Below are 12,546 nucleotides of genomic sequence, written 5' to 3'. Positions count from 1 at the left end.
TTGAAAGACGGCGGGTCACTGCCCTGCCCCGTCGCGGCGGTCGAGACCGACCCGGACCGCGGCAACGGCACTCGCTACCGCCGCCTCGATGGTCATCTCGCTGGTATCGAGTAGCAGCGCGTCCTCGGCCGGCCGCATCGGCGCGGCCTCGCGCGAGGCGTCGCGGGCATCGCGTTCCCGCAGCTGGATCAGCATTTCGGCCGGATCAGCCCCAAGTTCCGCAGCCCGCCGGCCGGCGCGCACGATATCCGAGGCGGTGACGAACAGCTTCACCTCGGCCCCGGGGCAGATCACCGTGCCGATGTCGCGCCCGTCCAGCACCGCGCCGGGCTCGCGACGGGCAAATTCCCGTTGGAAAACAACCAGCGCCGCCCGCACCTCGGGAATCGCCGCGACACGGCTGGCGGCCTGTCCGGCCTCGGCGCTGCGCAAGTCGCCACGGGCCAGGTCCTCGGGCGTTAGGCCCCGCGCCGCCGCCACCGGATCGCCGCCCTTGGCGCCGGTAGCGCGGTAGAGAAGGCCGGTATCCAGGTGGTGAAACCCGAAGGTCAGCGACAGGGCGCGGGCGATGGTGCCCTTGCCCGAGGCGGCGGGTCCGTCGATGGCGATGGTAAAGGGCATGGCGGGATGGCTCTGGTCCGTGTTCGATCAGGGGGGTCGGGTCTTATTGGCACGCGGTTAACGCGAGGTCCAGCGCCCCCAGAACCGCGTCTCCCGGGCCACGGATCGGCGCAAAGCCGCGCAGATTTGATCGCTCGGCCCTTGCGTTGAAACATGGTGGGTGCATAAGCGGCGCAAAATGCGATCACGCAGGGCGAAGCCAATGAACCGCCGAGATTTCTTGACCACCGCGACTGCCATTTCCGGCCTCGCGGCCATGACCCGTTCCGCATCGGCGCAGACGCCGGCTGCGACCGAAACCCCGCGCTTCGGATTCGAGGCCGTCGTCCGCGTGGCCGAGGAGGCCGCGGGCAAGGCCTACGAGGCCCCGGCCTCGACCCTGACCGGCAGTTTCGCCGATTTGAACTATGACCAGTACCGCGCCATCCGCTTTCGCCGGGACCGCGATCCCTGGGCCGGGCATTCGGAATTCGCGCTGGACCTTCTGCCGCCCGGGCTGATCTTCCACGAGCCGGTGGCCATCCACGTGGTTGAAAATGGCGTTGCCCGCCCCCTGCCCTTCGACGCCCGCATGTTCGAGTTCGATTCGAACATGTTTCCCGATGGTGTCGATTTCGACCAGATCGGCGATATGGGCTGGTCGGGCTTCCGGCTGCGCACGCCGCTGAACCGCCCCGACGTGATGGACGAGGTGGCGGTGTTCCAGGGCGCCAGCTATTTCCGCGCCGTTGCGCGCGGCACCCAGTACGGGCTGTCTGCGCGTGGCCTCGCCATCGGCACCGGCAGCCAGCAGGGCGAGGAATTTCCGATCTTCCGCAGCTTCTGGATCGTCCGCCCGACCGAGGATGACCGCAGCGTCCGCGTCTATGCCCATCTCGACAGCAAGTCTGTCTCGGGCGCTTACGAGTTCGTCATCGAGCCGGGGGCCGAGACCGTTTTCCGCACCCGCTCGGCGCTGTTCCCGCGGGTCGAGATCGCCCAGGTCGGCATCGCGCCCCTGACCTCGATGTACTGGTTCGGCCCCGCTGACCGCGCCCAGATCGACGATTACCGCCCCGCCGTCCATGACAGCGACGGGTTGCAGATGCTGACCGGCGACGACCAGCGCATCTGGCGCGTCCTCTCGGCCCATAGCCGGCTGCAGATCTCGGCCTTCCAGGACCGCGATCCGCGCGGCTTCGGGCTGGTCCAGCGTTCGCGTGCCTTTGCCGAATACCAGGATGCCGAGGCCCGCTATGACCTGCGCCCCTCGGCCTGGATCGAGCCGCGCGGCCGCTGGGGAGAGGGTTCGGTCAACCTGGTCGAGATCCCGGTCGAGAACGAGTTCAACGACAATATCGTCAGCTTCTGGCAGCCGGCGCAGCCCCTGCAGCCCGGCCAGCGCCACGATTTCGCCTATGACCTGGTCTTTGCCGAGCTGCCGCCCGACAACGCGCCGCTGGCGCGGGTTCTGGCCACCCGCTCGGGTATCGCCATCAACGATCCGAAGGCGCGGACCTATGTCGTCGATTTCTCGCTCGATCTCTTCACCACCGCCGACCCGGTGCCCGAAGTGACCGCCACGGCGGGCAGCGTGCGCAACCCCTATTGGCTGCGCCTGCCCGAAGAGAACAGGCTGCGGCTCGCGTTCAACTTCTTCCCCGATGGCGCCGAACTGGCAGACATTACCGCGCGGCTGAACGGCCCGGACGGTCCGCTGTCCGAGGCCTGGATCATGCGCTGGACGCGGGATTGACGCGGATGCGCCACACCGCCTCGCCCGTTCCGGCCCCGGTTCCACCGCTGGCGCCGCTCGACATGCCGGTGCAGGACCTGCGCCGGCTGCCCGAGGGCGGCCCCGGTCCGCGCCGCCTTGGCGGCTGGCAGGTGGGGGCCGCGCGGATCGTCGCCTTCGGTGGCGGCGCGCTGATCGGGATTGTCGGCGGGCTGCAGATGCGGCTGGTCTTCGGCGATCACGTCACCGTGCTGCAGGCCTGCCTGCTGACGCTGTTCACCGTCACCTTCACCTGGATCGGCTTTTCCTTCGCCTCGATGTTGGCCGGTGCCTTCTCGCGGCCGCTGACCACGCCCACCGGGCCGAACACCGCGCGCATCGCCGTGGTCATGCCGGTCTATCACGAGGACCCGGCCGACACGGCGGGGCTTCTGGTGGCCTTGGCGCGCGACCTTTACCGCGTGGGACTGGGCGAGCGGGCCGAGATCTTCGTCCTCTCTGACAGCCGCCGGCCGCAATCGCACCTGGCCGAGACGCTGGCGATCAGCAAGCTGCGCGACCTGTCGCCGGTGCCGGTCTGGTATCGCCGCCGCGCCGACAATAGCGGGCGCAAGGCCGGTAACGTCGCCGATTTCGTGCGCAACTGGGGCGGCCGCTATGACCAGATGGTGGTGCTGGATGCCGACAGCCTGGTGGGTGCCGAGACCATTGCCACCATGTCGGCGCGGATGGCGGCTGATCCCGATCTGGGGCTGATCCAGACCATGCCGATGCTGGTCGGCGGGCAGACCATCTTTGCCCGGCTGACCCAGTTTGCCGGCCGCATCTATGGCCCGGCCATCGCCCGGGGCGTTGCCGCCTGGTCGGGCGATGACGGCAATTTCTGGGGTCACAATGCGATGATCCGCACCCGCGCCTTCGCCGAAAGCTGCGGGTTGCCGGAACTGCCTGGACGCCCGCCCTTTGGCGGCCATATCCTCAGCCATGACTTCGTCGAGGCGGCGCTGATGCGGCGCGCGGGCTGGAAGGTGCGGCTGGACCATGACCTGCGGCAAAGCTTCGAGGGCTCGCCACCCACGCTGCAGGACAATGCCGTGCGCGAGCGGCGTTGGGCGCAGGGCAACCTGCAGCACCTGAAGGTGATCGGCGCGCGCGGGCTGTCGATGATCAGCCGGGCGCATTTCCTGATCGGCATCATGGGCTTCCTGATGTCACCGATCTGGCTGGGCATGATCCTTGTCGGTCTGGCGCTGTCGGCCAACGTGCTGCTCTCGCAGCCGCAGTATTTCCCGAACTCCTATGCGCTGTTCCCCGACTGGCCGGTCTTCGATCCGGTGCGGATGCTGTGGCTGTTCATCAGCGCCATGGGCTTCCTGCTGCTGCCGAAAGTGATCGCCATCATCCGTGCCTGCCTGCGCCCGCTGGCCAAGGCCTCGGGCGGGTCGCTACGCCTGATCATGTCGGCGCTGTTCGAGATCCTGCTGTCCTCGCTGATCGCGCCGGTGCAGATGCTGATCCAGACCCGGCAGATCTTCGACATCTTCCGTGGCCGCGACAGCGGGTGGGAGGCGCAGGTCCGCGCCGGGGCGATGCCGCCCTGGAATGTCGTACTGAGCCTGCACTGGCTGCATGTGGCACTGGGGCTGGTGACGCTGGTCGTGCTTGCCTGGATGTCGCCGGGCCAGTTGATCTGGCTGTCGCCGATCCTCGCCGGGCTGATCCTGTCGCCCGCGATCAGCCGCTGGTCGGCCAGCCCGGTCTTTGGCCGCATCGCCCGGATGCGCGGGCTTCTGGGCACGCCCGAGGAATTGTCGACCCCGGTGATCCTGTCGGCTGCCAATTTCCAGGCGGCGCGGATCAAGGCGGACAGCACCGATGTGCTGGCCCGGCTTGGCGATGAGCCGGCCCTGATGGCGCGGCACCTGGCGCTGCTGCCCGAGGCCCGGCCCGAACGGCCCGCCGCCGAGCGGCTGGACGAGATTTCCGCCGCCGCCAAGATCGCAGCGGCGGAAACCCGCGGACAGGCACTGGAATTCCTCACCGAGAGGGAACTGGATGCGCTGGTCAGTTCTTCGGTACTGTTGAAACAATGGGCGGCCCTGGCGGAATGAAACGGATCGACTGGCTCGACATGCTGCGCGGCTATGCGCTTGTCTGCATCATGCTGGATCACATGCCGGTATCGATGCTGCGCGACGTGACGCTGGCGAATTTCGCGCTGTTCGACGCGGCAGAGCTGTTCGTGCTGCTGTCGGGCTTCCTCGTCGGGCTGGTCTGGAAACAGGTCTCGGACCGCGATGGGGTACGGACGGCGCAATGGCGCTTCCTGCGCCGGTCTTTCCAAGTCTGGCGGGCCATGCTGCTGGGGGCGCTCAGCATGGCGCTGATCTCGGCCGTGCTGCTGGAGGTCGGCCTCAAGCACACGGCCATCTGGAACGAATATGCGCGGATGGTGGTCGAGGCCCCTGCCGCCTTCGCCGCTGCCGTCGGCAGCATGTGGATGCAGCCGAACCTGCTGGATGTGCTGGCGCTCTACGTCGTGCTGATCGCCACCGTGCCGCTGACCCTGCCGCTGCTGCGCCGCTGGCCGGTGCAATTCGCGCTCGGCTCGGCGCTCCTTTGGGTGGTCGCGGTGCCGCTGAACCAGACGCTGCCGAACCATCGCCCGGATGGCGGATTCCTGTTCAACCCCTTCGGCTGGCAGGTGCTGTTCTTTGCCGGCACCGCCATCGGCCTGTTCCGCCACGAGATGATGACCCGACTGCGCCCCTACGCCAATTGGCTGACGGCCATCAGCGCGGTGATCCTGGCATACGGCTTGCTCTATGACCTGCTGGCGCATTTCGGCGCCCCGGCGAAACCGCTGCGCGGGATGATGGAGCTGGCGCTTGGCCCGATCGACAAATGGTCGATGGACGGGGCGCGGTTCGTCTCGATCCTCGCCGCCAGCTGGCTGGCCGCGACGGTGCTATCGGCGCCGCTGGGGCGGCTGGCGGATACCACGGGCGGGCGCGCGCTGGCGCTGATCGGGCGGGGCGGGCTCTGGTCCTTCATCGCCTGCGTCTGGCTGTCGGTCCTCGGCGACGCGCTGCAACTGCAGATCCCCGAGCCGCTGGCACGATTGCGCATTCTCGTCGATGCTGCCGTCATCCTCGCGCTCTGGGCACTCGCGGCGCTGTGGATGCGGCGCGAGGCCTGGATCGTGCACCTGCCGCGCTGGAGCCGGGCCAGCTAAGTCCAAGCGAAATAACCCGAATTTCCGACCGGCGGCGGGCGAAAAAGGCGCGCGTCGCATTTTGTCACGCGACCGTCGCGAATCTGATGACATTCAATCGGTCATAACATACATATCCTGCATGTAATTCCTTTTCAGGTTCAGGGCCCCACCCCCCTATGCGTCGCGAGATCGAGAAGTTACTCGCACCCGGTTCGGCTGACGAGCTGTGGGACAATTTCGTTACGCTGATGCGCGAGCTTGGCTTTGCCCATACCTTCTACTCCGCCCGTCGTTTCGCCGACATGGCGCGGCTGTGGCTGACGGACGAGCTCGAATGGCGCTCGACCTTCCCGGTGGCATTCCTTGACGAGTTGAACGGCACGGTCCCGCGCCTGACCGAGTCGCCCTGGGGCCTGTGGTCGCGCGAGAACGAGGGCTCGCTGCCCTGCAACTGGGTCGACAGCCCCGAGGCCGAGCCCTACCTGACCCCGGACAACCAGCGGCTCATCGCGCTGATGCGCCAGCACGGGGTCTTTGCTGGGCAGATGATCAGCCTTCTTGGCCTGTCGGCGCGGGTGACCGGCACCATCGTCCTGTCGACCGGCGACGGCACCGATCAGGAAGATGCGGATGCGCTGTGGCAGAAGGTCGGGCGCGATGTCATGGCGCTGAGCGGGGTGTTCCACCTGCGCGCCTGCGCCCTGCCCCAGACCAAGGGCCGGGCGCGGTTGACCCCGCGCCAGCGCGAGGTGGTGGAATGGGCGGCCTATGGCAAGACCGTCGCCGAGATCGCCGAGATTCTGGGCGTCGGGCCGACCACGATCGAGAAACACCTGCGTCTGGCGCGCGAGGCGCTGGATGCCCATACCACGGCGCAGGCGATCCTGAAGGCGCACCAGCGCAACCAGATCTTCATCCGCCCTGTGGAAATGGGCGGTTCAGGGTAAGGTTTGCCACAGTTTCAATGTGTGCAAGTCTGGTGCAGACTTTAAGGGTTCCGTGAGTGGTGGTGCGTTTCGACGTGCCAGGAACTCGCCCGTCGGCCGGATTACCCCGGGCCTGGGCGGTCCGGTTCGTCCGGAGGAAGGCTCGCCTGCATCGCAATTTCGGTGTCGGCGGGCCGGACCGGACCCCGGTGCCGGCAGCCAGCCGATCAGCCAGCCCAACGAAAAACGCCGGCCCCTGCGGACCGGCGTTGCCCTGTTCAGGCGATCGGAAGGATCAGTTCCCGCTGAGGGTCTTGGCGACCTCGGCGGCGAAATCCTCTTCCTTCTTCTCGATGCCGTCGCCGACCATGACGCGCGCATATCCGGTGATCTCGACGCCGGCCTCTTTCGCGGCCTGCTCGACCGTCAGGTCGGGATTGATGACGAAGGCCTGACCCAAGAGCGTGTTCTCGGCGACGAATTTCTTCATCCGGCCCGGAATGATATTGTTCTGGATCACGGCTTCCGGCTTCGGCTTGGCCGAGCTGGCGTTCTCTTCCAGCGCCTTGGCGGTCTGCACCTGCAGTTCACGCTCCAGCGCGGCCGGGTCCATGGTGGCTTCCGACAGCGAGACCGGGTTGGTCGCGGCGATGTGCATGGCGAATTGCTTGCCGATGGCCTGCGCCTTGTCGGCCGGACCGGTCAGCGCGACCAGCACGCCGATCTTGCCCATGCCCTCGGCGGCGGCGTTGTGCACGTAGGAGACGACGGTATCGCCTTCCAGCACATGCATCCGGCGCAGGGTCATGTTCTCGCCGATGCGGGCAATGGCGTCGGTCAGCACTTCCGAAACCGGCTTGCCGTTCAGATGCGTGGCGCGCAGCACCTCGACATCATTGGCGGTTTCCAGCGCCACTTCGCTGATCTCGCGCACGATCTGCTGGAAATCAGCGTTCTTGGCGACAAAGTCGGTTTCCGAGTTGATCTCGATGGCGACACCGCGGCCATCGGTCACCTGCACGCCCACCAGGCCTTCGGCGGCAACGCGGTCGGCCTTCTTCGCGGCTTTCGCCAGGCCCTTGGTGCGCAGCCAGTCGATGGCGGCTTCCATGTTGCCGTCGGTTTCGGTCAGCGCCTTCTTGGCGTCCATCATGCCTGCGCCGGTGGTCTCGCGCAGCTCTTTCACCATCGCAGCGGTGATAGCCATGTCATTATCTCCTTCGGATCAATGCGTCAGGCGGGGCATATCCCCGCCTGATGACATTCAGATGTCGTGTTGCTTGGCCCCGCGCCCGGGGGCGCAGGGGCACAACGGTCGGATCAGGCGTCGGCAGCCGACTGCGCTTCGGCAGCAACGGCGGCTTCGTCTTCGTCCAGATCCTCGACCGGCGCTTCGGTCAGCGCGCCCAGGTCGACGCCGGCGGCGCCCATCTGGACCGACATGCCGTCCAGGGCAGCGCGGCTGGCCAGGTCGGTATAGAGCGCGATGGCGCGTGCGGCGTCATCGTTGCCCGGGATGATGTAGTCCACGCCTTCGGGCGAGCAGTTGGTATCGACCACGGCGACGACCGGGATGCCCAGCTTCTTGGCTTCCAGGATGGCCAGGTCTTCCTTGTTCACGTCGATGACGAACAGCAGGTCCGGCAGACCGCCCATTTCGCGGATCCCGCCAAGCGAGGCCTGCAGTTTGGCCTGCTCGCGCTCGAGACCCAGACGCTCTTTCTTGGTCATGCCCTCGGCGCCCGATTCCATCGTCTCGTCGATGGCCTTCAGACGGTTGATCGACTGCGACACGGTTTTCCAGTTGGTCAGCGTGCCACCCAGCCAGCGGTGGTTCATGTAGAACTGCGCCGATTTCTCGGCAGCTTCCGCGACCGATTTCTGCGCCTGCCGCTTGGTGCCGACGAACAGCACGCGGCCGCCCTTGGCAACGGTGTCACGGATGACCCGCAGCGCCTGGTCCAGCATCGGGACGGTCTGGGTCAGGTCCAGAATGTGGATGCCGTTGCGGTCGCCATAGATATACTGGCCCATGCGGGGATTCCACCGCTGGGTTTGGTGACCGTAGTGAACGCCAGCTTCCAAGAGCTGACGCATGGTGAATTCGGGAAGCGCCATTCCATGTCCTTTCCGGTTTGCGCCTTGGCAGAGGATTCAGGGCAAATGCCCCAACCGGTGGACCGCATGCGGATTTCTCCCGCACTGGCCCGCCTCTGCCTGTGAAGTGCGCTGCATGTAGGCCGGGACGGGCGCGGATGCAAGCGCAAAAACGTGGGGAAATTCAGCCCCGGCACACCCGTAGGGTGCGTGCTCGCACGCACCCCCGGCGCCGCCTCACCTCACATGAAGCTGTCGGGAACCGCGGCCTTCTTGCGCGCCACGTAATCCGCCAGCGCCTCGGCCTTGGCCGGGTCGAGATCCGGGGCCTGGTACTCGCCCAGCATCTTCTTGACCTTCAGCGCGGCCAGCGTCGCAGTGTCGCGCGCGCCCTCTTCTTCCCAGGTCTCGTAGGGCTTGTAGTCCAGAACCCCGGTGCGCCAGAAGGCTTCCTTGAAATTGGCCTGGGTATGGGCAGAACCCAGGTAGTGACCGCCCGGGCCGACCTCGCGGATGGCACCCATGGCCTGACCGTTCTCGGAGATATCCACGCCCGCCGCCAGCCGGTGCAGGATGCCCAGCTGATCGGCATCCATGACGAATTTCTCGTAGGAGCTGACCAGCCCGCCCTCGAGCCAGCCGCAGGCGTGCAGCATGAAGTTCACTCCCGACATCAACCCGATGTTCAGGCTGTTCGCCGTCTCGTAAGCCGCCTGCGCATCCGGCAGCTTCGAGCCGCAGAACGACCCGGCCGAGCGATAGGGCAGCCCCAGGCGCCGCGCCAGTTGCCCCGCGCCAAGGGTGATCTGCGCCGCCTCGGGCGTGCCGAAGGTGGGCGCACCCGAGTTCATGTCGATCGAGGTGACGAAGGCGCCAAAGATCACCGGCGCGCCCTTGCGCACCAGCTGGCTATAGGCCACGCCCGCCAGCACCTCGGCCAGAACCTGCGTCAGCGTGCCCGCGACGCTGACCGGGGCCATGGCACCGCCAACGATGAACGGGCTGATGATCGCCGCCTGGTTGGCCTTGGCATAGACCTCCAGCGCGCCCATCATGATCCCGTCGAAGGTCAGCGGCGAGTTGATGTTGATGAGGCTGGTCATCACCGTGTTCTGGTCGACGAAGTCATCGCCGAACAGGATCTTCGACATCTCGACCGAATCCGCCGCCCGCGAGGCTTCGGTGACCGAGCCCATGTATGGCTTGTCCGACAGCGTCATATGCGCGTGCAGCATGTCCAGGTGGCGCTTGTTCACCGGCACGTCGGTCGGTTCGCAAACGGTGCCGCCGGAATGGTGCAGCCATTTCGACATCTGGCCCAGCTTCACGAAATTGCGGAAGTCGGCGATGGTGGCATAGCGCCGGCCACCGGCCTGATCGCGCACGAAGGGCGGGCCATAGACCGGGGCGAGGACCAGGTTCTTGCCGCCGATCTCGACATTGCGGTCGGGGTTGCGGGCGTGCTGGGTGAATTGCGAGGGCGCGGTCTTGCACAGCTGACGCGCCAGGCCCTTCGGAATGCGCACACGCTCGCCATCGACATCGGCCCCGGCCTCTTTCCACAGCCGCAGCGCACCGGGATTGTCGACGAAATTGACCCCGATCTCCTGAAGGACCGTCTCGGCATTGGCCTCGATGATCTCCATCGCCTCGTCGTTCAGGATCTCGAGATTGGGGATGTTGCGGGTGATGAAGCGCGAGAATTCGATATGGGTGGCGGTGCGCTCGGCCCGGCGCGTCGCGCCGCCCCCGCTTCTGCGGCCACCGGCCCTTGCTGTGCGTTCGGTTGCGTCATCCATGCTCGGATCTCCTGTCTGTCTTGGCCCTCTCCTATGTCGCCCGGCGAGGGGTCAGCCGCGCATTTGCGTCAGATGGATGGCGCAAAGCGACATTGCCGCGACGGACTGGACCAACCTCCCCCCTGTGACCCATCTGCCAGCATCCATGTTAGCGGTCACAGTTTTCGCGCCCCAGCCCTTGCATCCCTAGGCCGAGAGGCGCAATTTGCGGGCCGAACCCATCCGGAAAGGTGCTGCCATGACCCCGCAAGAGCAATCGCAGAAATCCCGCGCGCTGTGTGAACTGGCCCCGGTGATCCCGGTCATCGTCATCAAGGATGCGGCCAGCGCCGCCGATCTGGCGCGGGCGCTGGTGACGGGCGGCACGCCGGTTCTGGAGATCACGCTGCGGACCGAGGCCGCGCTGGACGCCATCCGCGCCATGAGCAAGGTCGAAGGCGGCCATGTCGGTGCCGGCACCGTGCTGACCCCCGATGACGCCAAACGCGCGCAGGATGCCGGCGCGACCTTCGCCGTCTCGCCCGGCCTGACCGACCGGCTGATCGATGCCTGCAGCGAGATCGGCCTGCCGCTTCTGCCCGGCTGCGCGACGGCTTCCGAGATCATGCGGGCGCTGGATGCGGGTTATGACATGCTGAAATTCTTCCCCGCCGAGTCGGTCGGCGGCGCCCCGGCGCTGAAATCGCTGTCGGGTCCCCTGCCCCGCGCCAAGTTCTGCCCGACCGGCGGCGTCTCGCCCCAGAACGCGCAAAGCTACCTGAGCCTGCCCAACGTGATCTGCGTCGGCGGCAGCTGGATCGTCACCGATGCCGATGTCAGCGCCGGCAATTGGGACGCCATCGAGGGTCGTTCACGCGCCGCCGCGGCCCTGCGGCAAAACTGAAACCCCGGTTTACGCCGGTCCCGAAACGGGGCATGGTCCCGCGAGATAACCCGCTGAAAAGGTTTCTCTCGCATGGACAGAGCCCATCGCAATGTTGCGGTGCTGGTGGCGGCGCAGGCGGTGCTGGGCGCGCAGCTGCCGGTGAATTTCATCATCGGCGGGCTGGCCGGGCAGATGCTGGCACCCAATCCCTGCATCGCCACCCTGCCGATCTCGATGATCATCCTCGGCTCGGCCCTGACCGCACGGCCGCTGGCCGGGTTCATGCAGCGGCACGGGCGCCGCGCGGGCTTCATCCTTGCGGTGGTCGCGGGCGCCATCGGCGCGATGATCCAGGCGACGGGGCTGTGGCTCGGCTCGTTCTGGATCTTCATGTCGGGCGCGGTGCTGACCGGGGTCTACATGTCGGCCCAGGGCTTCTACCGCTTCGCCGCGACCGATACCGCCTCGCCCGCCTTCGCGCCGCGTGCGATCAGTTGGGTGATGGCTGGCGGTCTGGCCGGCGCGATCATCGGGCCGGCGCTGGTCCGCGCCACCAATGACCTGACGGCGGTGCCCTTCCTCGCCAGCTATGCGGCGGTGGTCGGGCTGAACCTTCTGGGGCCGATCCTCTTCTCCTTCCTCGACATCCCCCGCCCGCCAGCCCCTGCGGCTGACGCGCCGCAGGGCCGGCCCCTGGGCGAGATCCTACGCTCGCCGGTCGTTGTGGTGTCGATGATCTGCGCCATGGTCGCCTATGCGCTGATGAACCTCGTCATGACCTCGACGCCGCTGGCCGTGGTCGGTTGCGGCTTCCAGCCCTCGAATGCCGCCGATATCGTCAGCGCCCATGTGCTGGCGATGTATGCGCCAAGCTTCTTCACCGGCACGCTGATCAACCGCTTCGGCGCGCCGCGGATCGTCGCCATCGGCCTTGCCATCCTCGCCGCAGCCGGGATCGTCGGCATCTCGGGCGTCCAGCTGACGCATTTCTTCGGCACACTGATCCTTCTGGGGATCGGCTGGAACTTCGGCTATATCGGCGCCACAGCCATGCTGACCGCCGCACATAGCCCGGCCGAGCGCGGCCGGGTGCAGGGGGTGAACGACTTCTTCGTCATGGGCGGGGTGTTTCTCGCCTCGCTGTCGTCGGGCGGGCTGATGAACTGCTCGGGCGGCTCGCCCGAGGCGGGCTGGGCGGCGGTGAACCTCGCCATGATCCCCTTCCTCGCACTGGCCGGCGCGGCGCTGATCTGGCTGGCGCGGCGCGGCCGGGCGATCTGAGCGCCGGGGGCTGCGCGCCCCCGGAC

General features: G+C 67.0%; 10 protein-coding genes. 6 read left to right on the top strand and 4 right to left on the bottom strand.

Features of this window, described 5'->3' with window-relative positions; genetic code table 11:
* Positions 1-15: 15 nt before the first annotated feature.
* Positions 16-621: a (d)CMP kinase gene (locus CX676_RS03955; RefSeq protein ID WP_101751463.1), complete on the bottom strand. Its 606-nt coding sequence runs from the start codon at positions 619-621 to the stop codon at positions 16-18.
* 202 nt (positions 622-823) lie between these two features.
* Here CX676_RS03955 and CX676_RS03950 point away from each other — a divergent pair, with 202 nt between their 5' ends.
* The 4 genes from CX676_RS03950 to CX676_RS03935 all read left to right on the top strand — a co-directional run bounded on the left by CX676_RS03950 (position 824) and on the right by CX676_RS03935 (position 6,499).
* Positions 824-2,356, top strand: a complete 1,533-nt coding sequence (locus CX676_RS03950) for a glucan biosynthesis protein (RefSeq protein ID WP_101751462.1) — start codon at positions 824-826, stop codon at positions 2,354-2,356.
* A gap of 5 nt (positions 2,357-2,361) precedes the next feature.
* Positions 2,362-4,446: a glucans biosynthesis glucosyltransferase MdoH gene (gene mdoH / locus CX676_RS03945; protein ID WP_101751461.1), complete on the top strand. Its 2,085-nt coding sequence runs from the start codon at positions 2,362-2,364 to the stop codon at positions 4,444-4,446.
* Complete coding sequence (opgC, locus tag CX676_RS03940) at positions 4,443-5,570, top strand: OpgC domain-containing protein (RefSeq protein WP_101751460.1); 1,128 nt, start codon at positions 4,443-4,445, stop codon at positions 5,568-5,570. The genes mdoH and opgC overlap by 4 nt, the downstream gene beginning before the upstream one ends.
* A gap of 158 nt (positions 5,571-5,728) precedes the next feature.
* Entirely contained in the window at positions 5,729-6,499 is a 771-nt protein-coding gene (locus CX676_RS03935) for a helix-turn-helix transcriptional regulator (protein WP_101751459.1), read from the top strand.
* A 274-nt stretch (positions 6,500-6,773) separates the two neighbouring features.
* Here the strand turns inward: CX676_RS03935 and tsf are convergent, their stop codons facing one another.
* The 3 genes from tsf to CX676_RS03920 form a co-directional block, all read right to left on the bottom strand.
* Complete coding sequence (gene tsf, locus CX676_RS03930) at positions 6,774-7,685, bottom strand: translation elongation factor Ts (protein ID WP_101751458.1); 912 nt, start codon at positions 7,683-7,685, stop codon at positions 6,774-6,776.
* A 113-nt stretch (positions 7,686-7,798) separates the two neighbouring features.
* Positions 7,799-8,596, bottom strand: a complete 798-nt coding sequence (gene rpsB / locus CX676_RS03925) for a 30S ribosomal protein S2 (protein ID WP_101751457.1) — start codon at positions 8,594-8,596, stop codon at positions 7,799-7,801.
* Between the two features lie 221 nt (positions 8,597-8,817).
* Positions 8,818-10,374 carry a trimethylamine methyltransferase family protein gene (locus tag CX676_RS03920; protein ID WP_101751456.1) on the bottom strand — a complete coding sequence of 519 codons (1,557 nt, stop codon included), beginning with the start codon at positions 10,372-10,374 and terminating at the stop codon, positions 8,818-8,820.
* 238 nt (positions 10,375-10,612) lie between these two features.
* On the opposite strand from CX676_RS03920, the gene CX676_RS03915 reads away from it, so the two are divergent.
* Both CX676_RS03915 and CX676_RS03910 read left to right on the top strand, forming a co-directional pair.
* Entirely contained in the window at positions 10,613-11,257 is a 645-nt protein-coding gene (locus CX676_RS03915; RefSeq protein ID WP_101751455.1) for a bifunctional 4-hydroxy-2-oxoglutarate aldolase/2-dehydro-3-deoxy-phosphogluconate aldolase, read from the top strand.
* A 72-nt stretch (positions 11,258-11,329) separates the two neighbouring features.
* The gene (locus tag CX676_RS03910) at positions 11,330-12,520 is read left to right on the top strand and encodes an MFS transporter (protein ID WP_101751454.1); all 1,191 of its coding nucleotides are present in this window, start codon (positions 11,330-11,332) and stop codon (positions 12,518-12,520) included.
* Positions 12,521-12,546 lie beyond the last annotated feature (26 nt).

Source organism: Paracoccus zhejiangensis (genome assembly GCF_002847445.1).
GTDB lineage: Bacteria > Pseudomonadota > Alphaproteobacteria > Rhodobacterales > Rhodobacteraceae > Paracoccus > Paracoccus zhejiangensis.
Note: the sequence above shows the minus strand (reverse complement) of the source record. Positions and strands in the feature narration are given on the sequence as shown.

Excerpts from the sequence above, each read along its gene's own strand:
- CX676_RS03955 (WP_101751463.1), bottom strand. The coding sequence starts at position 621 with ATGCCCTTTACCATCGCCATCGACGGACCCGCCGCCTCGGGCAAGGGC.
- CX676_RS03950 (WP_101751462.1), top strand. The coding sequence starts at position 824 with ATGAACCGCCGAGATTTCTTGACCACCGCGACTGCCATTTCCGGCCTC.
- mdoH (WP_101751461.1), top strand. The coding sequence starts at position 2,362 with ATGCGCCACACCGCCTCGCCCGTTCCGGCCCCGGTTCCACCGCTGGCG.
- opgC (WP_101751460.1), top strand. The coding sequence starts at position 4,443 with ATGAAACGGATCGACTGGCTCGACATGCTGCGCGGCTATGCGCTTGTC.
- CX676_RS03935 (WP_101751459.1), top strand. The coding sequence starts at position 5,729 with ATGCGTCGCGAGATCGAGAAGTTACTCGCACCCGGTTCGGCTGACGAG.
- tsf (WP_101751458.1), bottom strand. The coding sequence starts at position 7,685 with ATGGCTATCACCGCTGCGATGGTGAAAGAGCTGCGCGAGACCACCGGC.
- rpsB (WP_101751457.1), bottom strand. The coding sequence starts at position 8,596 with ATGGCGCTTCCCGAATTCACCATGCGTCAGCTCTTGGAAGCTGGCGTT.
- CX676_RS03920 (WP_101751456.1), bottom strand. The coding sequence starts at position 10,374 with ATGGATGACGCAACCGAACGCACAGCAAGGGCCGGTGGCCGCAGAAGC.
- CX676_RS03915 (WP_101751455.1), top strand. The coding sequence starts at position 10,613 with ATGACCCCGCAAGAGCAATCGCAGAAATCCCGCGCGCTGTGTGAACTG.
- CX676_RS03910 (WP_101751454.1), top strand. The coding sequence starts at position 11,330 with ATGGACAGAGCCCATCGCAATGTTGCGGTGCTGGTGGCGGCGCAGGCG.